Genomic DNA, 24093 nt, shown 5'->3' on the forward strand with positions numbered 1-24093 from the left:
TTCCGCAGATTGGCTGCGCGCCGGAAAAGCCGACAAAACTCTTTTAAGGAATAAGTGGTTCGCTTGGCACCTATTACGAAATATAACTTTGTGCACTTGAAAGGGATTTCCTCATGGCTCCTGTTCATCCTCACGGAGGGCCAGCGCGCCTCGAACCGGAGGTCTATCAGAAGATCGTTGCAGAGATGGACGACGGCATTGTCGCAATCGATGCGAACGGCAAGATTCTCTATTGCAATCATGCAGCGGAGATCCTGTTCCGGCAGCGCGCAACCAACCTCATCGGCGAGCCGATAGAAGCGCTGCTGCCCCCGCGATTTCGCCAAATCCACCGCCATCATCTCGCCGGCTTCATGGCGGGAGAGGAGGATGCGAAATACATGGGCAGTCGGAAATCCTTCATCATCGGTCATCGCGCAGACGGAACCGAGATCAATCTCGGCGCGACCATCCTGCGCACCCCTAGCGATGCGGGGCCGATTTTTGTCGCCGTGTTGCGCGACCTGACCGAACGCCATGGCTATCAGCACGAACTGGAACTGCTGGCCAATACCGATCCGCTCTCCGGCCTCGCCAACCGTCGCGCCTTCGCCAACCTCGCGACCCAAGAACTGGCCCGCTGCCGCGGCCAGCAACAGCCCACTTCAATTGTGCTGTTCGACCTGGACGGTTTCAAGGCGATCAATGACGGACATGGTCATGAGGTGGGTGACACGGTGATCTGCGAGTTCGCCAACATCCTCAAGTCGGTCGTTCATAGCGGCGATCTACTCGCACGCTGGGGCGGCGAGGAATTCGTGCTGATGATGCCCACGACCAGCGTCGAACGCTGTGCGGCCATTGCCGAGATGATACGCAGGAATGTCGAGAGCATGGAGTTTGCGGTTGCGGACGGCGTGCGCTTGCACTTGACCGTCAGCGCCGGCGTGGCCGCTGCGAGCACCGCCGAGGAGAGCCTGGATGCTTTGCTCCGCCGTGCCGACCATGCACTCTACGCAGCCAAGCGCGGAGGACGTAACCAGGTCATCGTCGATTCTGCCGAGCCACCCATCGCCAACTGAGCAGATGCGCGATGGATCTGTCGACTCGCAGCCGCCTTGCGGTGCTTGCGCAATGTCTACCGTTTGCTATTGCAGTTCATGCGTAACCCAGCCCATCTTACCCCACTTTGCGTCAAAGAGGACCTGTCCCATGGCCACCAGGATCTACGGCATCAAGAATTGCGACACGATGAAAAAGGCTCGCCAGTGGCTAGACGAGCATGGTGTGGCCTACGACTTCCACGACTACAAGGCGTCGGGGATCGACCGCGCCCATCTCGAACGCTGGTGCGCAGAGAAGGGATGGGAGACCGTCCTCAACCGTGCCGGCACGACCTTCAAGAAGCTGCCGGACGAGATCAAGTCGGATCTCGACAAGGAGAAGGCGATCGCCCTGATGCTCACCCAGCCATCGATGATCAAGCGGCCGGTGCTCGAAGCACATGGCAAGCTTTTGATCGGCTTCAAGCCCGATATTTATGACGCCGAACTGAAGGCCTGACGCCATGGCCAAGACAACGCGTGCGACGCAATTTCTCGAAAAGGCAGGCGTGGCCTTCACCACACACACCTACGACTACGACCCCAATGCCGAGCGCATCGGCCTGCAGGCGGCGGAAGCGATCGGCGAAGCACCGCACCGGGTGCTGAAAACGCTGATGGCCGAACTCGACGGCAAGCCGGTCTGCGTCGTCGTTCCATCGGACAAGGAGGTGAGCATGAAGAAACTGGCCGCCGCCTTCGGAGGCAAACACGCGGCGATGATGAAGCCGGCGGCGGCGGAAAAGCTCACCGGCTATGTCGTCGGTGGGATTAGCCCGTTCGGCCAGAAGAAGCTTGTTCCAACGGCGATCGAAATCGAGGCACTGGCGGAGGCTCAGGTTTACATGAACGGTGGCCAGCGCGGGCTCCAGGTGCGGCTTTCGCCCAATGGCGCGCTTCAAGCGCTCGGCGCTATTGCAGCACCATTGGTGGCATAACCCGCTCAATCCACAGTGGATTTTATTTGCCACTACACTACCGGCACTTCCCTGCGCGGATTATCCGTGATCTTGTGATCTGGAACAAGGGAGATCATAATGAAGAAGCATACGGCCATATTCACGAATTTTATCCTGCATTTTGGGAGTGATAAAGTTCTCGCCGATGGCTTCGAATCGGTCGTTATCCCGGCCTTCACCGACCCCAAACTCGTCCGCAAATACGGTGAAACACGCTACCAGTTTCATGAAGTCCAACTTCTTACCTTTGACGAAGGCAGCGAAAAGACCCTAGCAATAGCAGGCAGATTTATTCAGACGACAGTCCTCAAACGAGAGCAGGTATACGACGACATACTTGGCCTTATCCCAGACGAGGCTACGCTTGAATCGTCTCCCTCAGCATTTTTCTTGTTAATAATAAATGATCATCGCCTAGTATATTTCGGAGAGACAAACAACGCGCCAGACATAGATCGCTTCAAGCTAACAATTTATCGATTTCTGCGCGAAAAACATAGAGAATTCATAGACTTTACGCACAAGCAGTCGATAGAAAAGGGAGAGAAGAAAACAAAGAAGGCTCTTATTGCGGAGTTTGGTATACCCTATCTAGAAATACTGCCGATTATTAGCTCCAGCAACATAAGGCAGTTTGCTAGCCAATATGCTGTTCTAAAGAAGGTAGAATTCAGGCTAATACGCCCAAACGACGACCTAAGAGCTGGAGAAATTTTCGAAGATCTCAGATCAGTTCTGGAGAGCATGAAATCAAGCAATGCAAAGGTAGTCGCATCAAACCCTGATGGGCTGGATATAGATCGGTCAGTAGAGGCGATTGTCGATGCAGGCGCCGGCGACAATCAGGAGATTGTGTTGCATGGAACAGACAAAGACGGAAATAGCATACATGGCAACAACGACAACATGCAGATTCAAGTGGAGCTTTCAAACCCGCAAACTGAACCTCTATCTCTTGCAAGCCAACTACTAAGCTCCCTCAGAAATCTTCAGCAACAAGGCACAATAAGAAAGCCTACCGAAAACAAGAAAACTACCGATTTTATTAGGAGATTTCTTGATGCCAGATAGGTGGGACAGCGAACTTTTTTCCGACGAGAATTTTAGTGATCTTTTCTCAAAGAGTTCCAAAATTGCGTCATCCCGATTTAATAGAAATTTCGCCATAGCAACTTTCAATTTAGCATCTTTAATTCTTTTCGCCGTTGCGTGGTTACAACCCTCAGCAATGAGTGAGGCGAGCGTTGCCAAAGCCAGCAGCCAATTCACAAGCATATCTTTCAGCTTTATAACTTCCATACTAGGCTTCCTAGTAACAGGATTCTCAATTTTTGCCACCATCATAAGTCCAGAAACCTTAAAAATGCTGTGTTTATCCCGCTACAGGAAAAATAATAAATTCTCTAACATTCAATTTATAATGTATAATTTTATGTATGTTTTCTTTTACTACATATCATCGCTCTTATTTTTCTTATTATTGATATTTTTCACATCCGAAAACTCACCATTTATTGCTTTGAAACTGTTCTCATTTATCGATGACGATTATTTTTTCGTGTACGTTTATGGATTTATATTGTGCTTGAGCTTTTCCCTGATGAGTTACCTAATCATGCTTCTGAAGTCATTTATCTGGAACATATATCAATCTGTTTTGCTAATAGCAGCAGCACGCGTGTTATACATCGAGCATACCGAGGAAGACCGCAACCCATAATTGCTGATCATTGGATGCTTATAAGCCCGAGCCGCTATTGCGAGAACATCAACTAAAACACGTGTGATAGAGGCGGCTGGAGCGTCACTATTTTTGGCAGAAACTCACCTGATGAATCCAATGAACGCCTATACATTTTCCACCTTTGCGAACGAACGTGTGCATCTTTCCATGCGAAGGAATGCCCCATGACTCTTCCCGATCTCTCCGTCTCCATCGACCCTGCCAAGCTCGAAAAACTCGCCGAAGTCGCCGTCAAGGTCGGCCTTCGGCTGCAAGAAGGGCAGGAGCTGGTGATGACGGCGCCGCTTGCCGCCCTCCCGCTCGTGCGACTGATCACCAAGCACGCCTACAAGGCCGGGGCCGGCATCGTCACGACCTTCTACGCCGACGAGGAAACGACGCTCGCGCGCTATGCTCATGCGCCCGATGCGAGCTTCGACCAAGCGCCTGGCTGGCTCTATGACGGCATGGCCAATGCCTTCGAGAAGGGCGCCGCGCGGTTGGCGATCGCTGGCGACAATCCGATGATGCTTGCAGGTCAGGATCCGGCCAAAGTGGCGCGCGCCAACAAGGCCAATTCGATTGCCTACAAGCCGGCGCTTGAGCACGTCTCCAACTTCGACATCAACTGGAACATCTGCTCCTATCCCAACCCATCCTGGGCCAGACTCGTCTTCCCCGACCTGCCGATCGCCGAGGCTGTCGAAAAACTCGCCGAGGCGATCTTTGCTGCCTCGCGCGTCAACGACGCCGACCCGGTCGCCGCCTGGGTGGCCCACAATGCGGAGCTGCGCAAGCGGTCGAGCTGGCTGAACGGCGAACGCTTCCAGGCGCTGCATTTTACCGGCCCCGGCACCGATCTGACCGTCGGTCTCGCCGACGGCCACGAATGGCACGGCGGCGCCTCGACCGCAAAGAACGGCATCACCTGCAATCCGAACATTCCGACCGAGGAAGTCTTCACCACGCCGCATGCGCTCAAGGTTGAGGGACACGTCTCCTCAACCAAGCCGCTCTCGCACCAGGGCACGCTGATCGACAATATCCAGGTACGGTTCGAAGGCGGGCGTATCATTGAGGCCAAAGCCAGCCGGGGCGAAGAGGTGCTGCTGAAGGTGCTCGACACCGACGAGGGCGCGCGCCGGCTCGGCGAGGTGGCGTTGGTACCGCATTCGTCGCCGATTTCTGCCTCGGGCATCCTGTTCTACAACACGCTATTCGATGAGAACGCCTCGTGCCACATCGCGCTCGGCCAGTGTTATTCGAAGTGCTTCCTAAACGGCGCCTCGCTGACGCCCAACGAGATCAAGGCCCAGGGCGGCAATTCATCGCTCATCCACATCGACTGGATGATCGGTTCGGACAAGATCGATATCGACGGCATAAGCGCCGACGGCATGAAGGTGCCGGTGATGCGCAAGGGCGAATGGGCCTGAACCGACGCGGCCAGCCCTGCCGAGGCAGGACGGGCCGATCAACGAGATCTCTGGTCGACGTCAGCGGTAATAGACAATCCTGCCGCCATTGGCGGCGGTCTGGACCCAGATCACGTTGTGCAAGGCGATCTTGCGCCTTGCGATCGCCGCCTGAAGGACCGGATCGCGGGAGACTTGGGCTTGAGCCGCACGCATGCGGGCCGGGGTCTGATAAGCCGGGCCGGCGGGACCGCCCGCGCCGCGTTCCGCATGCCCTGGCGAGACGGAGACGGCTGTAACACCGTCATTATAGTTGCGGCCGAACAGGATGGCCGCCAGTTCTGCCTCACCCGCCATCGCCGGTACCGTCATGGCGGGGGCCAGCAAAAGACCCGCAAAAGCTATATTCAGAAACCGTCTTATCATGTCTTGCTCCTTGTCCCGGCGCAGGAGGCCAAATGCCCGCTGCAACGCGGGAGTGCACCGCTCCCGCGACAGCCGCTCACTCCCTCTTCAAATAGGGGATCAAATGGGGCGTTTAAATGGACGCTCCGCATTTGACCGCTGAGCCGTGGAAGATGGCGCCGGAAGTCCTGCCCGTTGCGCCAGCCACACGCTGGCGAGCACCGCTACGAAGCCGAGCATCTGCAAGGGCGGCAGACTCTGGCCGAGCAACGCCCAGCCGAGTAAGGTCGCCACCAGCGGGCTGAGAAACCCGAGCGAGGCTGCGGCCGATGGTTCGAGGCGGGAAAGCCCCCAGAACCAGAGGAGATAGGTCAGCGCACCACCAATCAAGCCCAAATGAACGAAACCGATATAGTTCCAGAACGTCAGCGTGGGTAGCGAAGGCTCCAACAGAAACGCCAGCGGCACCAGCATGATACCGCCAGCCGTCAGTTGCCAGGCGGTGAAGGTCAGACTGGAGACAGGCGGACGCCAATGGCGCGACAGAACCGTACCCGCCGCCATGGACGCGGCACCGGCCAATCCCGCCACCACACACCTAACGGGTCGAGCGCCGCCTTCGGCGTGAGCACCAGCAGTGCCACGCCGGCAAGTCCGCCGGCGGCCGCCAGCACCACAGCCCGACGCAGCGCGGTGCCTATCACGAGGCGGGCCAGGCCAATGACGATCAACGGCTGAACCGCGCCGACGGTTGCAGCAACGCCGCCCGGCAGGCGATAGGCCGAGACGAACAGCATCGCCCAGAAGAAGGTGAAGTTCAGTCCGCCGAGTATGAATACGCGCGGCCACCAACAACCGTGGGGAAGCTGTCGCACGATGGCCAGAAGCAGAAGACCGGCCGGCAGGGCGCGCAGCATGGCAACCGTCAGCGGATAGCCTTGCGGTAGCAGGTCCGTCGTGACGATATAAGTGCTTCCCCAGATCGCCGGCGCTAGCCCCGTCAGGGCGATGGTAACAAAGTTTGATTTTATCTTCATTTCAACTATCTTGTCTTCAAGGTATTTTGTCGAAATATCACCAATTATCTTGACGTCAAGTTAAATCATTCGCTAACGTGAGATATGACTCAGAACTCCCCCGATGCCGTCGACCAGATTCTCGCGCAATGGAACCGAGAGCGGCCTGACCTTGACGTATCTGCCATGGGGCCGCTTGGACGACTGGCGCGGCTGCGCACGCATTTGTCGCGGGAAATCGACGCAGTCCTTTCGACGCACGGGCTAAACAGCTCCACTTTTGACGTCCTGGCGACACTGCGTCGCTCTGGTGCACCCTTTCGCCTGTCGCCTTCCGAGCTGATGGCAACGATGATGGTCACTTCGGGCACAATGACCAACCGTATCGACCAGTTGGAGAAACAGGGGCTGGTCGAGCGACTGCCCAACCCGGAGGATCGCCGTGGCCTACTCGTGGCATTGACGCCGAAAGGTTTGACGCTCGTGGACGAGGCTGTGACCGCGCATGTCGCCAATCAGGAGCGGCTGATGGCTTCGCTCTCAGTGGAGGAGCGCCAGGCGCTCGACATCCTGCTCCGGCGACACCTCACCGCGTTCGAATAATCCAGCGACCGCTGATCCTCGTCCGCACCCGTTGACGGAACGGGCCGCGTCGACACGAGGAAGAAACGCCGATCATTCCTCAGAACAAGCTCCCCTGCCCCGCCGGCGGCTCGTTTCTTTTTGGCGGTTTGGGCGCCGCTGCCGGTCTGGCGGCGGTCGGTTGAGGTGCAGGATGTCTGGGCTCCCCGTCGTCGCTCTCAGTCACGGCCGCAACCTTGCCGTCGGCAAACTCAATCGAGATCGCCGATCCGGCAGCCAGTGCCGCAGCGCGCGAAACCGGACGATCGGCATCATCGCGGATCACTGCATAACCGCGCAGCAAGACGTTCTTGTAAGACAGCGACTGCAACATGCGCTCCTGGGCCGAAAGCGTCGCGCGGTTTGTCTTCAACTCGTTCAAAACAGCGCCGTCTGCACGGCGCATCAGACCGTCCAACCGGTCGCGGCTGCGGTCGGTCTGGGCGCGCAGGCGTGCCGGCAGATTGCGCAGCACCGCGTCGGCACCGGTTACCCGGGCCCGCAGGCGATCAATCATCCGCTCGATGATACGCTCGGCCAGCGCCGCCCGCTCGGACACCCTCTGGCGCCGTTCGCCGATACGCCGCGCCAGCATGTCGGGCCGCAGTGCCGAGGCCGAGCGCTCGAAGGTTCGGCGCTTGGCCATCGTATTGAGCTCGAGGCCCCGACCAAGCCCGGCTGCGGCCTCATCGAAGCGACGGCGCGGCAAGGCGAGCAACTGGTCGAGCGAGGGCAAGGCGCGGGTCAGCGCCCTCACACCCTGGCGTCGGATTTCCATCTGCCGCGATGTGGCGCCCGACAGCCGTGCCGCGAGGCTTGCCACCTGGGCCACCAGATCGGCTTTGACCGGCACCGCCATTTCGGCGGCACCCGTCGGCGTCGGCGCGCGCACGTCGGCGGCGTAGTCAATGAGCGTCCAGTCGGTCTCGTGGCCAACGGCCGAAATCAGCGGAATGGCGCTCGCGGCGGCGGCACGCACGACAACCTCGTCGTTGAAACCCCACAGGTCCTCGAGACTGCCGCCGCCGCGAGCGACGACCAGAACGTCGGGTCGCGGGATCACCCCACCCGGCTCCAGCGCATTGAAGCCGCTGATAGCATTCGCCACCTCCTCGCCACAGCCCTCTCCCTGGACCTTCACCGGCCAGACAAGCACATGGACCGGAAAGCGGTCGGCGATGCGGTGCAGGATGTCACGGATGACCGCGCCGGTCGGCGAGGTCACCACGCCGATCACCCGCGGCATGAAGGGCAGGAGCTGCTTGGCGGCTGGATCGAACAGGCCTTCCGCCCCCAGCTTGCGCTTGCGCTCCTCAATCAGCGCCATCAGCGCACCGGCGCCCGCCGGCTCCATCTGCTCGATGACGATCTGGTATTTCGACGAGCCGGGAAAGGTGGTGATCCGACCGGTGGCGATCACTTCCATGCCCTCTTCCGGCCGATATTTCAGCTTGGAAAACGAGCCTTTCCAGATCACAGCATCGATGCGCGATTTGTCGTCCTTGAGGCTGAAATAGGCGTGACCTGAGGAATGCGGCCCACGATAACCGGAGATCTCGCCACGCACCCGCACATGATCGAAAGCGGTCTCGATCGTGCGCTTGATGGAGCCGGACAGTTCCGAGACGGTGAGCTCGGCGAGATTGGAGCGCGAATCATCGCTGAAGAAACTGGTCATGGCTCTTCAATAGCGCAAAACCTGCAGAAGTTCAGCCGCCCCCGCAATCCTCTCCCCTTGTTTCCCCACCATGCGAACCACTACGCGGCAGGACTGGCTCCCGTGACGGCGACGACCTCCGCCCAGCTCACTGGCCGGCTGCGAACCGTGTTCGATAGAGCACCAGGCCCGACGCCGGATCCGGCGGCAGGGCTTCGAGATAGGCCGGCACCTCGCCGCGTTCGAGCGCCGCGTAGAGGCCATCCGGCTTCAGGTTGCGTATCGTTTTGGTCTGCGCATCGGTGCGGCAATAGGCAATGATGGTGGCACCGGCGCCGCGCAGGAAGGCTTCGGCCTCGTCGGGTTTCGCCAGTCCGATGTGCAATTCTGTCAGCATGCCACCCTGGTTGCGATGATAGGGGGCCGAAAGCACCCGGTGCGACGTAAAACGCAGGATTTCCGAGCCGGAGTTCGATGGCGCGACCACCGTCGCTGGCGCGAGCGCCGCAAGCTGCCTCATCGCCGTGGCCGTCTCGCAATCACCGCCGGTCGGCGCACCCACCACACTCGTCTTCATGCGTTGCGAAAGGCCGCCGGTTCCTTCGGTCGCCAATACGCCGAACATGATCCACACGCTCGGCACCGCCAACAGCGTCGACATCACAAAGACGAAGCCCGCCCCCATGTTTTCTGGATCCTCCCGCGCATTGCGACGCAGATCGGCGATGAGCAGCGACAGAGGCAGGATCGAAAGCAGATTGGCGAAAATCGCACCGCGCAACTGGATCAGCGCGATCACCCAACTGATCAAGATCAGCGGCAGGAGGATGGCGTGGGTTTCCGTCCGGTCCCGCTGGGCAATCCGAAAGATGCAGACCATAATGGCGAAGAAGCCGACGGCATAGAAGCCGCCAACGCTCGCCGGCTCAATGCGAACCTGTCCCAGGATCGACTGCGCCTCCATGACGGAATCGAGCCAGAGCTTGATTAGCAGCGGATCGAGATCATTAAGCGGGTTCTGTAGACATTGCGGCGCCAGCACAAGAGCGGCCGCAAGCACAGCCAGACCGTCCAGCGCCAGCACGGCGAAACGGATCGGGCGCGAAGCTCGGCTGGCGAACTGTGCCGACACGAAGAGCAGCAGTCCGCCCACCGCGACGATCCCATAGTAGCCGATCGACAGGCTGTCGCAGGCGACCATGGTGTAGAGGTGCGGCGGCACGGTGGCGAAGAAGAAGGCGGAGATGGCGATCGTCACGGTCAGCGCAAAGGCGCGCGCCGCCGGGGCGAAGGGCGCGCCGTGGAAGGCCCAGAGAACGGCAACGACGAGACAGGCGATGGCGACGAAGGGAGACGTCTCGGCACCGATCGTGACCGCGATTGCAGCAGCCAGACCGGCAACGGCGAAGCTCGCCGGTTTGCGATGGGGATCAACAAGCATGGCGGCAATCAGGGCCACCAGAACCAGCTGGACGTTGTGATGATCGATCGCGCCCGGCAAGAACCGGTTCGAGGTCACAGCGAGCAACGCGGCAAGGCCAAGCGCGATCGGCATGGCCGGCGCGCCGCCGATGCGGCGTGCACCGATCGCGACGGCGCTCAGCAGCGGCAGCGTCAGGAACAGCGGCCAGACCAGAAGCGCAGCGGCCTCGGCACGCTCAATCGGCAGAACCTGAGAGAAGGCAAGGATCAGTCCGGCGATCGGCAGGTCGATCAGGCGCGACCAATGCATAAGAGTGCCGCCCGCGAGGCCGAGGCGATATTGCGTCAGGTCGAACCACGACTGGCCAGCAAGTAGATCACGCACCTCGACGAGCCGCATCACGTCGTCATTGTCAGCTCCGACATAATCGGTGGCGCCCGGCAGGTTGATCAGCGCAAGAACGACGATCGTCACCACGGTATAGAAAGCGACGACAAACCAGAGGCGCGTCCAGAGCCCGGAAGACGTCTTGTCGCTCGTTGTGTGATCGGTCATGCCGTATTCCGTCCCAACCATTCCAGGCTTCCCATAGCGGCCGCGCCAAAAATAGAGCCTACCATCCGGGGGCGAAACCTAGCCTTAACCTTCTCAAGAAATAGTAAAACCAAGCCGGACATCGTTTTCTGTCGGGCATGTCTTCAGTTGTGAGTAACGATATGTCCGGGTCAGCATCCGAAAATCTCGATGTGGCGATTCTTCTGCCCTGCTACAACGAAAGCGCAACGATCGGTGCCGTGGTGCGCGGGTTCCGCGAGGTGTTGCCGCATGCGCGTATCTATGTCTACGACAACAATTCCACCGACGGCACCGCGCTTAACGCCATGCTTGCTGGCGCGACCGTCATGCGCGAGCGACGGCAGGGCAAGGGCCATGTGGTGCGCCGGATGTTCTGCGACATCGAGGCCGACGTCTACATCATGGCCGACGGCGATGGCACCTATGCGCCCGCCGATGCCGAAGAATTGATCCGCACCCTCGTCACCGAACGCACCGACATGGTCGTCGGCACACGCCGCGGCGTGCATGCCGATGCCGGTCGCAACGGTCACGCCTTCGGAAACCGGCTGTTCAACAGGCTCTACCGCTTCCTGTTCGGAAGTGACTTCACTGACATCCTGTCCGGTTACCGTGTATTCTCCCGCCGCTTCGTCAAGAGCTTTCCAGCTGTCTCCGCTGGCTTTGAGATCGAGACGGAGATGTCGGTCCATGCCTCGCGACTCAAGCTACCGGTCGCGGAACTTGAACTCGACTACGGTCGCCGGCCCGAAGGCTCACATTCCAAGCTCTCTACCTTTAAGGATGGCGCGAAGATCCTCTGGATGTTCGCCATGCTGATGAAGGAAACCCGGCCCTTCGCCTTCTTCGGACTGATCAGCGGCATGATCATGGCGGCGAGCCTCGTCTTCATGACACCGGTCCTCTACGAGTTCTTTACCACCGGCCTCGTCAGCCGCATGCCGACTTGGATCCTCGCGACTGCACTGATGATGATGTCGCTGCTGGCCTTTACCGCCGGACTGATCCTCGATTCACTCGCCCGCTCGCGCGCCGAACAGCTGCGCATCCACTATCTGACCCTGCCGGCACTGGCACATGCCAAGTCCGCCAAGGATGCGGCGCGCGGCAAGGGCAAGTCGGTGCGCACGGCAGACGCCGCATGAGGAAGCTGCTGCGTTTCGGCATCGTCGGCACGACGGGGTTCGTCATCGATGCTGCGATGCTCTGGCTGCTGCTGGCCAGCACGCCACTTGGGCCGTTTTTCGCCCGCGCCATCGCCATTGCCGTGGCCCTCGTCGCCACCTGGTATCTCAACCGCACTTTCACCTTTGGCGCGTCGCGTCGCTCCATTGCGATCGAGGGCTTTCGCTACGGCTCGGTCGGCATCACCTCAGCCGTGGTCAACTACCTGATCTATGCCGGCCTTCTGGTGTCACTGCCGATCCTCCAGCCGCTGGCGGCGCTGGTGATCGCCTCGATTGCCGCCATGGCCTTCTCCTTCTTCGGCTATTCGCGGTTCGTCTTCCGCAGCTAACGTTCGATTTCAGACAGCTTCCCAACCATCCTTTTCTCCGGCGCGATAAATCGCGTCGATGAAGCGCTGGTTGGCGCGCGAACTTTCGAGGCTGACCACCTGCGAATGGTCGCCACTCAGGACCGCACTGGCGAAAGCCTCGACCTCGCGCCGGTATTGCCGGCTGTCCTGGAAGCGAAAAACCTGCGACTGATTGTGCGACTGATTGGAAAGCTCGACCTCCTCCGCGCCCCAGCGGTCGGCATTGAAGGGTGAGCGCACCTCGATGAAGCCTTCTGTGCCATGGAACACCATGGACTGACGGTTGGCCATCTGGGTTGAGATATAGAAACTCAGCTCGAAACTGCCGAAATCGGCCTTGATGCTCGAATAGATGTCGGTGCCGAATTCCGGATCACGCTCGATGATGGCCTGAACGCGCTGCGGCTCGGCGCCGGTGGCGAACCGTGTTGCGATCGTTGGATAAACGCCGATGTCCGGCAGACCGCCGCCGCCAAGCTCGGGGATATTACGCATATTACCGGGATCACGGTTGAAATAGGTGAAGACGCCCTGCACGTGGCGCAACTTGCCGATCGCCCTGTCAGCCAACAGCGCGCGCACCTTGTGCCATACCGGCGTGTAAGCGACCATGAACGCTTCGGAGATTAGCACGCCGTTACGCTCGCGCGCACCGATCAGTTGATCTATGTCCAGTGCCTTCAGCGCGATCGGCTTTTCGCACAGCACATGCTTACCGGCATCCGCCGCCTTGATCGTCCATTCGACGTGCTGCGCGGTCGGCAGCGGAATGTAGACGGCATCGATCGTGTCGGAGGCGAGCATCTCCTCGTAGGAGCCGAAGGCATATGGAACAGAGAAGCGATCGGCCATGGCGCGAGCCTTGGTGAGATCGCGGCTGGCAACGGCGGTGACGACGCAATTCTCGGCATCCTGCATGGCCGGAACAACGAGATCGCGGCCGATCTTGGCCGTGGACAGAATTCCGAAACGCAGCATGGGGACTCCTCCTGTAACGTTGCCGCGCGACCCTAGTCAGAGATCCGCCGCTTGGCAACGGGCCACGAACCCAAGCCACGGTGGACTGAGGGACGGCTCACGATTGGCCGGAAACGTCCCTTCACCGTCCGGTGCAGAACTTTTTCCCTTTTTCCTATGCGGTATTTTCGGCTATCCCATCAACACAGAGGATGCAGAAAATGACCGCAAGCAATACAGCCCTCCTTGTCATCGACGTTCAGGAATCCTTTCGCCACCGCCCCTACTGGCGCGACGAGGACGTCGTCGATTTCCTCGCCAAGCAGCAGGCGCTGATCGATGGAGCGAAGGCCGCCGGCCATGCCGTCGTGCAGATCTTCCACACCGACGACGATGCGGAGTTCCGCCTCGACAGCGGATTCGTCACGACGCTCGCCGGACTCCGCATCGAGCCGGATGTCATCATCCACAAGACCCGGCACTCGGCCTTCGTCGGCACGCCGCTCGAAATCTGGCTGCGCCAGCGCGGCATCGGCCGGCTGATCGTCTCGGGCATCCGCACCGAGCAGTGCTGTGAGACGACGACGCGCCACGGCGCCGATCTCGGCTTTGCGGTCGACTACGTGACCGAGGCGACGCTGACCTTCCCGATGACCCATGCCTCGGGCCAGGTGTTCAGCGCGGTCGACATCAAGATCCGCACCGAACTGGTGCTTGCCGGCCGCTTTGCCCGTATCGCGACGGTCGAACAGGCGCTCGGCCAGGCCGGGCTTGCCGCATGACAGTCGCCCCCCACCCCGACCGCCGGACCATTCCCGTTTATGTCGTGCTGCCGCCGCACACGCTGTTGATGGATGTCGCCGGTCCGGTCGAGGTGCTGCGCTATGCCAACAGCGAACAGGAGGAGATCCTGTTCGACTGCCATTTCGTCGCCGCCCGAAGCGAACAGACGACCTCGATCGGGCTGACGCTTGCCAACCTAGAGCCGCTCCCGAAACGACTGCCCGAGGGCGCCTATGTCATCGTCTCAGGCAGCATAAGCAATGTCCCCGACCCGCTTGCGGTCAGGGGCGAACGCGCCGAGCTGGCGAGCTGGCTGCGGGCTGCGGTCCTGCCCGGCATCACTCTCGTCACCATCTGCTCGGGCGCCCTGCTGGCCGCCTCTGCCGGGCTACTCGATGGACACGCCTGCACGACCCATGCTGATTGCATTGAAGACCTTCGAACGCTTGCGCCGGGCGCACAGGTGCTGGAGAACCGGCTCTTCGTCGAGGGTGGCGAACGCTTTTCAAGCGCCGGAATTTCGACGGGAATTGACCTGCTGCTGCATCTTGTCGCCAAGCTCACCTCGACCTCGGTCGCGCTGTCGATTGCCCGCACCATGGTCGTCTATATGCGCCGAAGCGGCTCGGATCCGCAGCTGTCTCCTTGGCTCTCCGGCCGCAACCACATTCACCCGGCGATCCACCGGATCCAGGACGCGATCATGGGAGACCCGGCGCGAGACTGGAGCCTGGCGCAGCTGGCGGAGTTCGGCCATCTCAGCGAACGCCATATGACCCGGATATTCCGCGATCACACGGGTCTGTCCGTCACGGCTTACGTCAATCTGATGCGCGTGACCCTGGCGCGGGAAATTCTCACCCATTCCCGCCTCGACATGGAGACGGTGGCCGAGCGTGCTGGTTTTTCCTCTCCACGCCATCTGCGGCGCATCTGGGCGCAACATAATGCCCTGCCGCCCAGCCATTACCGAGTGTCCGATCAAAGAAATTGAGTGGTCGATCAGCGGCCCAGTTGCTAACCTTCAGCCTCTCGTCCCCGGCCATCTCCGGCCTCCGCCTCAAACACAGGGAGTCTTCCCATGCAGATGCGCACACTCGGCCGCACCGGCCTCTCCATCGCCCCGGTCATCTTCGGTGGTAATGTCTTCGGCTGGACCGCCGACGAGAAGACCTCGTTCGATCTGCTCGATGCCTTCTTCGACGCGGGCTACAACGCGATCGACACGGCCGACGTCTATTCCTCCTGGGTCGATGGCCACAAGGGCGGCGAGAGCGAGGAAATCATCGGCCGATGGCTGAAGCGCGGCCATGTCGCCCGCGACAAGGCGGTGATCGTCACCAAGGTCGGCTTCGACAACCAGGGGCGGAAGACCGGGCTTTCCGCCAAATGGATCGCGGAAGCGGCCGAGGCCTCGCTGAAGCGGCTCGGCACCGACTATATCGATCTCTATCTCGCCCACAAACCGGACGAGGACGTGCCGATCGAGGAGACGCTGGAGGCCTTTGCCCGGCTCAAGCAGCAGGGCAAGGTGCGGGCGATCGGCTGCTCGAACTACGAGGCCAACCAGTTACAGGCTTCGCTCGACGCGGCAGCGAAAAACAACCTGCCGCGCTATGACGTCGTGCAGCCGGAATACAATCTCTACATCCGCGACAGGTTCGAAGGGCCGCTCGCCGATCTCTGCATGCGGGAAAAGATCGGCGTCATCAGCTATTACGCGCTCGCCGCCGGCTTCCTCACCGGCAAGTATCGCAGCCTGAAGGACACAGAGGGTGCGGCGCGCAGCTATCGCGTCGGCAATTATCTCGACGACAAGGGGTTGAGGATCCTCGCCGCCCTCGACAAGGTCGCCGCCGAGACCGGTACCACGCCTGCAACCGTCGCCATCGCCTGGGTCGCCGCGCGTCCGGGCATCACCGCGCCGATCGCCTCCGCCACCAGTCTTCGCCAGCTTGACAGCCTGATCTCGGCCGGCAAACTTGAGCTCTCCCCAGCGCAGATGGCGCTACTCACCGAAGCGGGAGCGTAAGCGAGCCATGACCATCGAAATTCGCGACGCTGAGCCTGCAGACGAAGCCGCGTGGCGCCAGCTATGGGCCAGCTACCTTACCTTCTATCATGTTGACCTGCCTCCGGAGATCACCGATCATACTTGGGCGCGCGTTCTTGATCCCTCGTCCCGGGTCGCCATGCGCGTTGCCTTCGTCGATGGCGACATGGCGGGCTTCGCCATCCATCACTTCCACGATTCCACCTGGGCGCTGACGCCCGACTGTTATCTGGAGGATCTCTATCTCGACGAGAAATTCCGCGGCCAGGGCCTTGGCCGGGCGCTGATCGACGACCTGATCGAGCTTGCCAAACGGAACGGCTGGTCGCGCCTCTACTGGCACACTGACCGCGACAATGCCAAGGCCCGCAAACTCTACGACACCTATGCCAAAGAAGATGGGCATGTACGCTACAGGCTGCCACTCAAGTGATCAGCCACTGACTTTGAAGAAGTCGATGAACGCCCTCAACGCTGACCGCATCTGCCGGCGCGAGGGGTAGTAGATGAAGAAGCCTTCGAAGGGCGGGCACCAGTCCTCAAGCACGGGGATCAGCCTCCCTTCGCGAACGTCCTCGTCGACCTTGGCGTCGAACAGATAGGCAAGCCCCACCCCGTCGATGGCGGCGCGGCGCATTAGTCGCTGGTCGGATAGGACCAACGGCCCGCGCACGTCGACCGCGAGCATCTTGCCTGCCTTTTCCAGTTCCCAGCGATAAATCCGACCACTCGAAAACCGCCGCCGGATACAGCGGTGGTCGATCAGGTCGCCCGGCACTTGCGGGCGACCATGTTGCGCGAGATAGGCCGGAGACGCCACGATCAGACCACGCTGCAGGCCACTCGCCCGAACCGCGATCATGTCGGTTTCCAAGTGCTCCCCCAGCCTCAGGCCCGCGTCGAAGCCCTCCGCGACAATATCTTCGAAGCGGTCGTTGGTGACAACATCGAGCTCGATCTCCGGATAGGCATTGAGGAATGCTCCGAGGCGCGGGATGATCAGGTCCTCGGCCGCCAGCATTGGCATGGTGATACGCAGCGGTCCGGCGGGACGCCCGCGGCCCTCGGCAAGAGCCGTGAGCGCCGTATCAATATCCGAGAGAGCCGGGGCCAACGTCTCAAGCAGACGCCTCCCTTCTTCGGTGGGAGCAACGCTACGCGTGGTGCGCGCCAGAAGCCGGACGCCGAGACTCTCCTCGAGAGCGGCGACAGCATGGCTGACGGCAGACGGGGCAATGCCGAGTTCGGCAGCGGCCTTGCGGAAACTGCGGGCCTCGGCGACGGTGGCCAGGACGGCGAGTTGAGACAACTGGATCCGATTCATTGTTGCATTTAATAGAACAACTCTGTCTATTTTGCATCGATTATCTGAATGGCATGGACGACCTATATTGCCCTTGTCCCAAGACGGCCCGCCTCGTGCCCGGCCGTGGCATTCGATACACTCATTTCATCTCTCTCCGCTTCAAGGAAGACTCTCATGAAACATCGCAAACTCGGCTCCCTCGACGTTTCCGCTCTCGGTCTGGGCTGTATGGGTATGAGCCACGGCTACAGCCCATCCACTGACGAAAGCGGCTCGATCGCCACCATTCACCGCGCTGTCGAACTCGGCGTCACGCTGTTCGACACGGCCGAGGTCTACGGCCCCTACAAGAACGAAATCCTGGTCGGCAAGGCACTTAAGCCGCATCGCGACAAGGTGGTGATCGCCACCAAGTTCGGCTTCCGCATCGACGCGACCAAGTCGTCGGCGGAGATGATCAGCGGAACCGACGGTCGGCCGGAGAATGTCCGGGCCGTTGCCGAGGCTTCGCTGAAGCGGCTCGATACGGATGTCATCGATCTCTTCTACCAGCACCGCGTCGATCCGGCGGTGCCGATCGAGGAAACCGTGGGAGCCATGGCCGAACTGGTCCGTGAGGGTAAGGTCAAGGCACTTGGCCTGTCGGAAGCCAGCGCCGAAACGCTCCGCCGCGCCCACAACGTGCATCCGATCGCCGCCATTCAGAGCGAATATTCGCTGTGGACCCGCGATCCGGAGGAAAACGGCGTTCTCGATACCTGCCGCGAGCTCGGTATCGGTTTCGTACCCTTCAGCCCGCTTGGGCGCGGCGTCCTGACCGGCGCGCTGAAGAAGCTCGATGGTCTTGCCGCGGATGACTTCCGCCGCACGCTGCCGCGTTTCGAGGCGGAGAATTTCGACGTGAACCTGGCGCTTGTCTCGCTGCTTGAACAGATGGCGGCGGAGAAAGGCGTTACGGCGGGACAACTGGCGCTCGCCTGGGTGCTGGCACAAGGCGCTTTCATCGTACCGATCCCCGGAACCACCAAGATCGGAAATCTTGAGACCAATGTCGCCGCGGCCGACGTCGGGCTGACCCCTGAGGAGGTCACAAAGCTCGGCGATCTGCTGTCACCCAAGAAAGTCGCCGGTGGCCGTTACCCAGAGCGCATGGCGAAGATGGCGGGCAAGTAACCGCGATCCAGGCAGGCCTGCATTTTCCTCGTATTGAGGACCGCGGAATATCACATTCTCGCGGTCTTCAACCGATCCGGTCTCCCCGCTGCATCATCAGCAGAAAGCAACGGGGCGCGCTCCACGGCAATGCTGGATCCGTATTTACTGACCAGCGCCCCATTTTCCGCCCGGCGCTGTTGGCGTGGTGGCATAATATGCCCGCTTGTTCTCATACATCAGGTCGTCGGCCCGCTTGATCATCGATTCCATACTCTCGCCAGGCTCGCTGGTTGCCGTGCCAAGAGCGATACTAAGCGGCGCATCGGAATAGAACTGATTGTTGATTTTCAAAAGCTCGATTATGGTTTCGACCATAGCGTGCGCAGCGTTGCGATCCGCCCCCGGCATCAGCACCGCAAATTCGTCGCCGCCAATGCGGGTCGCATGGTTGGGCGTCGTTACAGCACTGTTCAGGACTTCGCCAAACCGCCTCAAGAGAGCGTCGCCCGCATCGTGGCCGAGCTGATCATTCGCCTCTTTCAAGCCGTTGAGATCGATCACGATCGCCGACACGGGGCGCAGCGACTTTCGCTCCAATCGGTTGAGTTCATCCGTATAGAACGCGCGGTTATGGAGTTTGGTTAAGACATCATGCTTGCCAAGGTATTCGAGGTAGGCCTCGGCCTTCTTGCGCGCTGTTATATCGGTCAAGGCGACCTGTACACGCGACCAATCCGCCTCGTGTCCGGGAAACACCGCGAAATTGAGAAGGATATGCCGCACCGAGCCATCGAGCGCATAGTTCACCACTTCGCGGCTATGATACAATCGGCCTTCCCAGAGATCGATAAGTTGCTCGCGAAAAGGCTTTTCCATTTCACCGCGAAAGATCTCACTCTGGTTCAGCAAGAGTGTCTGCCGGTCGGGCGCACCGAAGAGATCCAGGGTCGCCGTGTTAACGTCGAGCACCCGTATCTCCGCCATGCACTGGCGCACGAATTCCGGATGGACATCCGTGAACACGCGAAAATCAACAATCCCACGCGCCCGAACCTCCTCTATCAGGCTGTGGATGCCACTGAAGTCCTCGATCCAAAGCGAAACCGGGGAGTGTTCAAAAACGCCTTCAGCGTAGCGCCGGTTTTCCAGTTCGGCGCGCCTTGCCTCTTCCCGCTCGGTAACGTTCTCGGTCGTAATCAAAAGGCGACCGAGGGATGCTTCGTATCCGGGCATGACAGAGCCGCGCAGCTGGATGTCCAGCCTTTGGCCCGACACCGTATAGTTCACGGCACTGCCGGTGAATTCTGTCTTCCCATCCCACAATTCCGCCAGTTCGTTTACATGGGTCTCCAGCATGTCGTCACGGAAGATCTTTTCGAGATTGGCCGTAAGGTGTTCTATGGAGGTTGCCTCGAACAGCTCCAGCGTCTTGGGGTTGACCCGCAAGATCCGAATTCTTGACGAGCATTCGGCAACGCGTGCGAGGTCTTCTTTCAAGAAGGAGCGAATGTCGCTGACACCGGCCGCGCGCCAGTTATCAAACTGCGCCTTTACGCCGCTGAAATCCTCGATCCACATCGCGGTCGGCGCGAGTTCAAAAATATCGGCGTCCAGGGAACCAGTCATCAAATACGGCCTAGCTGAAAGTTGGATCTGCCAAACAATCTTTGGCGGGCGCGATTTGCCAACAAGTTATGCGTCAATAGTTAACCGTCTCCTTATGAAAGCTAACTACGAAATGCAGCAAAACACCCAAAACATCGTGGATAGATAAAGATAAGGGCGGTGATCAGCCGCCCTTATATGCACCAACAATCAGGCCCTGAGCGTCCCACCGGTGGTCTTTTCGACATTGCCAACGATCTTCTTGGTCAGCGCGTCGAAGTCGTCATCGGTCAGCGTCTTGTCGACCGGCTGGATCAGCACTTCGATGGCCACCGATTTCTTGCCCTCGCCGACGGAAGCGCCCTCAAAGATGTCGAAGACGTTGACGCCGGTAATCAGCTTGCGGTCGGCGCTTGTCGCCGCCTTGATGATCGCACCGGCCTCAACCGTCTTCCCGACGACGAAGGCAAAGTCGCGCTTGACCATCTGGAAGGGTGAGAGATCTAGCGCTGGCTTGGTGCGTGTGGCTTTCTTCTTCGGCTCCGGCATGGCGTCGACATAGACCTCGAAGCCACAAAGGACACCAGACACGTCGAGCGCCTCAAGGGTCTTCGGATGGAATTCGCCGAAATGGCCGATCACCACCTTCGGGCCCATTTTGATCGTGCCGGAACGGCCCGGATGATACCAGGCCGGACCACCCTGCTCGACCTGGACATTCGACATAGGCAGGCCGCAGGCCTCCAGGACGGCAAGCGCATCGGCCTTGGCGTCATAGACGTCGACCGGCTTGCCGCCGCCCTTCGTCGTGTTCGACCACATGCGGCCGGCGCCAGCGAGCGAGGCCGTGCCGCGACGGATGCCGCCGGCCACGCGCCGCTGGCCTTCGGGCTTGTCGCTCTCATAAGTGCCGGAAACTTCGAAGATCGCGACATCGCCGAAGCCGCGGTCAACATTGCGTTGGGCGGCAGAGAGAAGGCCCGGCAGCAACGAGGGGCGCATGTCCGACATGTCGGCGGCGATCGGGTTTGCGAGCTTCAGCGCTCGGCTTCCGCCGCCAAACAACTTGGCTTGTTCTTCAGAGATGAAGGACCAGGTGACGGCCTCCAGCATGCCGCGCGAGGCCAGCGCCCGCTTGGCGGTGCGGGTACGGATCTGCAACGGGGTGAGAATTTTACCGTTGACGGAACCGATCGGTGCGAGCGGCGCGGGTCTGATATTGTCAACGCCATGAACGCGCATGACTTCTTCAACTAGATCGGCCTTGCCGTCGACGTCCGGACGCCAGGAGGGAACCGCGACAGAAACGGTCTCGCCATCGCCGGACACCTCGAAGCCGAGGCCGGTTAGGATCTGGCGCGCCTCGTCATTCGAAACGGTCAGGCCAGTCAGGCGCTTCACTTCCGAGAAGGGGAAGTCGACGACCTTGCGGTCAAAACCCTTGTAGCCGACGACTTTGGCCTTAGCGGCTGTGCCGCCGCACATCGAAAGCACCAGTTCGGTGGTGCGCTCGAGACCGGGCATCATGTATTCCGGGTCGACGCCACGCTCGAAACGGTAGCGCGCATCGGTGATGATGCCCTGGCTGCGACCAGTCTTGGCGATGTTGATCGGATCCCACAAGGCGGATTCGATCAGCACCTCGGTGGTATTCTCGTCGCAGCCCGAGTGCTCACCACCCATGATGCCGCCGATCGATTCCGGACCATTGTCGTCGGCGATGATGACGTTGGTCGGGTTGAGCTTGTAGGTACGGGTGTCGAGCGCCAGGATTTCCTCACCCTCGCGGGCACGACGAACGATCAGCGCGCCCTTGACTTTCTGGGCGTCGAAGACGTGCATCGGACGCCCCTGATCGAAGGTCATATAGTTGGTGACGTCGACCAGCGCCGAGATCGGACGAAGGCCGATGGCCAGCAGCCGCTGCTGCATCCAGCGCGGGCTCGGCCCGTTCTTCACGCCGCGCACCAGGCGATAGGCGAAGCCCGGGCAGAGCTTCTCGTCGTCGAGCACGATCTTCACTTCGATCGGCGTTTCGCCATCGGTCTTGAACTCGGGCGCCTTCGGCTGCCTGAGCTTGCCCAGGCCGGAGGCAGCGAGATCGCGAGCAATGCCGAAGACGCTCGTGCAATCGGGACGGTTCGGCGTCAGATTGATCTCGATGACCGGATCGTCGAGGCCGGCATAGGAGGCGAAAGGCGCTCCAACCGGCGCGTCCTCGGGCAAGTCGATGATGCCGTCGTGGTTGTCCGACATGTTGAGCTCCTTTTCGGAGCACATCATGCCGTGGCTTTCGACGCCGCGGATCTTGCCAACGGCAAGCGTGACATCGATGCCCGGAACATAGGTGCCGGGCCGGGCGAGCGCGCCGATCAGCCCAGCGCGCGCATTCGGCGCACCGCAGACGATCTGCACCGACTTGCCGTCACCGGCATCGACGGTGAGAACCTTCAGCCGGTCGGCTTCGGGGTGCTTTTCAGCGGTGAGGATCTTGGCGATGACGAAGGGTTTGTAGGCAGCCTTGTCGTCGACGTCCTCGACCTCGAGGCCGATCGCGGTCAGCCGCTCGCAAATCTCGTCGAGCGTGGCGTCGGTTTCCAAGTGATCCTTGAGCCAAGAGAGTGTGAATTTCATTTGTCTTTCCTCCTTACGCGCTCAAACCGCCGAACAGGGTCGGCACATCGAGCGGGCGGAAGCCGTAATGGCTCATCCAGCGCACATCGGCATTGAAGAAATCGCGCAGGTCCGGCATGCCGTATTTCAGCATGGCGATACGGTCGAGCCCCATGCCCCAAGCAAAACCCTGGTACTCGTCCGGATCGAGACCGCCAGCGCGCAGCACGTTCGGATGAACCATGCCGCAGCCAAGAATTTCCATCCAGTCGGAGCCTTCGCCGAACTTGACGATCGGGCCGGAGGAGCGGTCGCACTGGATGTCGACCTCGAAGCTCGGCTCCGTGAAGGGAAAGAAGGAGGGGCGGAAGCGCATCACGACATTGTCGACCTCGAAGAAGGCCTTGCAGAATTCCTCAAGGACCCAGCGCAGATGGCCGACATTCGCCGTCTTGTCGATCACCAGGCCTTCAACCTGATGGAACATCGGCGAATGGGTCGCGTCGCTGTCCTGACGATAGGTCTTGCCGGGAATGACGATGCGGATCGGCGGCTTCTGAGCCTCCATGGTACGCACCTGCACCGGCGAAGTATGGGTTCGCAGAACCTTGCGCTCACCGTTGTCATCGGGCTCTAGGAAGAAGGTGTCGTGCATCTCGCGGGCCGGATGGCCCTCGGGGAAATTCAGCGCGGTGAAATTATAGTAATCGGTCTCGATATCTGGACCTTCGGCGATCGAGAATCCCATATCGGCGAAGATCGCGGTGATCTCGTCGACGATCTGGCTAATCGGATGGATACGGCCGCGTTCGGCGGGCGAGGAGCGGACGGGCAGTGAGACATCAACGGTCTCGGCCTTCAGCCGAGCGGTGATGGCGGCGTCCTTCAGCTCGGTCTTGCGTGCGGCGATCTTCTCCGTGACATCAATCTTCAACGCATTGATCGCTGCGCCGCGCGTCTGGCGCTCTTCCGGCGTCATCGAGCCCAGCGTCTTGAGGAGTTCGGAGACCGACCCCTTCTTGCCAAGCGCTGCGACACGAACCGCCTCGATATCCGCTTCGGTGTCGGCTGCGGCGATGTCGGCGAGAAGCGCCATTTTCAAACTGTCGAGATCGGACATGTCCGTTTCCTGCCTCTAGAACCTCCGTCGGCAGTAAAGCCGCGGCATGACGACAAAATGAAAAACCCGCGCTAGCCCTGCCAGCGC

The 24093-nt window shown here is 60.3% G+C and carries 21 protein-coding genes and 1 pseudogene; 13 read left to right on the top strand and 9 right to left on the bottom strand.

Annotation, left to right across the window (positions count from 1 at the left end; translation table 11 throughout):
• The first annotated feature begins 113 nt into the window (after nt 1-113).
• The 5 genes from RNA01_RS03280 (at nt 114) to RNA01_RS03300 (ending at nt 5200) form a co-directional block, all read left to right on the top strand.
• Nucleotides 114-1061, top strand: a complete 948-nt coding sequence (locus tag RNA01_RS03280; RefSeq protein WP_147178523.1) for a GGDEF domain-containing protein — start codon at nt 114-116, stop codon at nt 1059-1061.
• Nucleotides 1062-1191: 130 nt separating this feature from the next.
• Entirely contained in the window at nt 1192-1542 is a 351-nt protein-coding gene (locus RNA01_RS03285; RefSeq protein WP_147178524.1) for an ArsC family reductase, read from the top strand.
• A gap of 4 nt (nt 1543-1546) precedes the next feature.
• Complete coding sequence (gene ybaK, locus RNA01_RS03290) at nt 1547-2020, top strand: Cys-tRNA(Pro) deacylase (RefSeq protein ID WP_147178525.1); 474 nt, start codon at nt 1547-1549, stop codon at nt 2018-2020.
• 99 nt (nt 2021-2119) lie between these two features.
• Nucleotides 2120-3112 carry a DUF4747 family protein gene (locus RNA01_RS03295; RefSeq protein ID WP_147178526.1) on the top strand — a complete coding sequence of 331 codons (993 nt, stop codon included), beginning with the start codon at nt 2120-2122 and terminating at the stop codon, nt 3110-3112.
• A gap of 837 nt (nt 3113-3949) precedes the next feature.
• A complete protein-coding gene (locus RNA01_RS03300) occupies nt 3950-5200 on the top strand; it encodes an aminopeptidase (protein ID WP_147178527.1) in 1251 nt (416 codons plus the stop codon).
• Nucleotides 5201-5260: 60 nt separating this feature from the next.
• Here RNA01_RS03300 and RNA01_RS03305 read toward each other — a convergent pair whose 3' ends face one another.
• Both RNA01_RS03305 and RNA01_RS03310 read right to left on the bottom strand, forming a co-directional pair.
• The gene (locus RNA01_RS03305) at nt 5261-5605 is read right to left on the bottom strand and encodes a hypothetical protein (RefSeq protein ID WP_147178528.1); all 345 of its coding nucleotides are present in this window, start codon (nt 5603-5605) and stop codon (nt 5261-5263) included.
• A 99-nt stretch (nt 5606-5704) separates the two neighbouring features.
• Nucleotides 5705-6621, bottom strand: a pseudogene (locus RNA01_RS03310) (EamA family transporter).
• Nucleotides 6622-6705: 84 nt separating this feature from the next.
• Here RNA01_RS03310 and RNA01_RS03315 point away from each other — a divergent pair.
• Complete coding sequence (locus tag RNA01_RS03315; RefSeq protein ID WP_147178529.1) at nt 6706-7203, top strand: MarR family winged helix-turn-helix transcriptional regulator; 498 nt, start codon at nt 6706-6708, stop codon at nt 7201-7203.
• Between the two features lie 79 nt (nt 7204-7282).
• Here the strand turns inward: RNA01_RS03315 and xseA are convergent, their stop codons facing one another.
• Entirely contained in the window at nt 7283-8899 is a 1617-nt protein-coding gene (gene xseA, locus RNA01_RS03320) for an exodeoxyribonuclease VII large subunit (protein WP_147178530.1), read from the bottom strand.
• Nucleotides 8900-9026: 127 nt separating this feature from the next.
• Nucleotides 9027-10856, bottom strand: coding sequence for a hypothetical protein (locus RNA01_RS03325; protein WP_235916382.1), 1830 nt, complete (start codon nt 10854-10856; stop codon nt 9027-9029).
• Nucleotides 10857-11017: 161 nt separating this feature from the next.
• Here RNA01_RS03325 and RNA01_RS03330 point away from each other — a divergent pair, with 161 nt between their 5' ends.
• Complete coding sequence (locus RNA01_RS03330; protein WP_147178532.1) at nt 11018-12022, top strand: glycosyltransferase; 1005 nt, start codon at nt 11018-11020, stop codon at nt 12020-12022.
• A complete protein-coding gene (locus RNA01_RS03335) occupies nt 12019-12393 on the top strand; it encodes a GtrA family protein (RefSeq protein WP_147178533.1) in 375 nt (124 codons plus the stop codon). Before RNA01_RS03330 ends, RNA01_RS03335 begins: the two co-directional genes overlap by 4 nt.
• A gap of 9 nt (nt 12394-12402) precedes the next feature.
• On the opposite strand, the gene RNA01_RS03340 is transcribed toward RNA01_RS03335, so the two are convergent.
• Complete coding sequence (locus tag RNA01_RS03340; protein ID WP_147178534.1) at nt 12403-13392, bottom strand: Gfo/Idh/MocA family protein; 990 nt, start codon at nt 13390-13392, stop codon at nt 12403-12405.
• A 200-nt stretch (nt 13393-13592) separates the two neighbouring features.
• Between RNA01_RS03340 and RNA01_RS03345 the strand changes: the two genes are divergently transcribed.
• From RNA01_RS03345 to RNA01_RS03360, 4 genes are all read left to right on the top strand, one after another.
• A complete protein-coding gene (locus RNA01_RS03345) occupies nt 13593-14153 on the top strand; it encodes a cysteine hydrolase family protein (RefSeq protein WP_147178535.1) in 561 nt (186 codons plus the stop codon).
• Entirely contained in the window at nt 14150-15148 is a 999-nt protein-coding gene (locus RNA01_RS03350) for a GlxA family transcriptional regulator (RefSeq protein ID WP_147178536.1), read from the top strand. The genes RNA01_RS03345 and RNA01_RS03350 overlap by 4 nt, the downstream gene beginning before the upstream one ends.
• Before the next feature lie 87 nt (nt 15149-15235).
• Complete coding sequence (locus RNA01_RS03355; RefSeq protein WP_147178537.1) at nt 15236-16186, top strand: aldo/keto reductase; 951 nt, start codon at nt 15236-15238, stop codon at nt 16184-16186.
• A gap of 7 nt (nt 16187-16193) precedes the next feature.
• On the top strand, nt 16194-16640 hold the full coding sequence (locus RNA01_RS03360; RefSeq protein WP_147178538.1) for a GNAT family N-acetyltransferase: 447 nt from the start codon (nt 16194-16196) through the stop codon (nt 16638-16640).
• On the opposite strand, the gene RNA01_RS03365 is transcribed toward RNA01_RS03360, so the two are convergent.
• Nucleotides 16641-17531 carry a LysR family transcriptional regulator gene (locus RNA01_RS03365; RefSeq protein WP_147178539.1) on the bottom strand — a complete coding sequence of 297 codons (891 nt, stop codon included), beginning with the start codon at nt 17529-17531 and terminating at the stop codon, nt 16641-16643.
• 156 nt (nt 17532-17687) lie between these two features.
• On the opposite strand from RNA01_RS03365, the gene RNA01_RS03370 reads away from it, so the two are divergent.
• Complete coding sequence (locus RNA01_RS03370) at nt 17688-18686, top strand: aldo/keto reductase (protein ID WP_147178540.1); 999 nt, start codon at nt 17688-17690, stop codon at nt 18684-18686.
• A gap of 144 nt (nt 18687-18830) precedes the next feature.
• Here RNA01_RS03370 and RNA01_RS03375 read toward each other — a convergent pair whose 3' ends face one another.
• The 3 genes from RNA01_RS03375 to pheS form a co-directional block, all read right to left on the bottom strand.
• On the bottom strand, nt 18831-20294 hold the full coding sequence (locus RNA01_RS03375) for a sensor domain-containing diguanylate cyclase (RefSeq protein WP_147178541.1): 1464 nt from the start codon (nt 20292-20294) through the stop codon (nt 18831-18833).
• Between the two features lie 189 nt (nt 20295-20483).
• Nucleotides 20484-22907, bottom strand: a complete 2424-nt coding sequence (gene pheT / locus RNA01_RS03380) for a phenylalanine--tRNA ligase subunit beta (protein WP_147178542.1) — start codon at nt 22905-22907, stop codon at nt 20484-20486.
• Between the two features lie 13 nt (nt 22908-22920).
• Nucleotides 22921-24006: a phenylalanine--tRNA ligase subunit alpha gene (gene pheS / locus RNA01_RS03385; RefSeq protein WP_147178543.1), complete on the bottom strand. Its 1086-nt coding sequence runs from the start codon at nt 24004-24006 to the stop codon at nt 22921-22923.
• Nucleotides 24007-24093: the final 87 nt, after the last annotated feature.

It is taken from the genome of Paenirhizobium naphthalenivorans (genome assembly GCF_007992095.1).
Classification (GTDB): domain Bacteria; phylum Pseudomonadota; class Alphaproteobacteria; order Rhizobiales; family Rhizobiaceae; genus Allorhizobium; species Allorhizobium naphthalenivorans.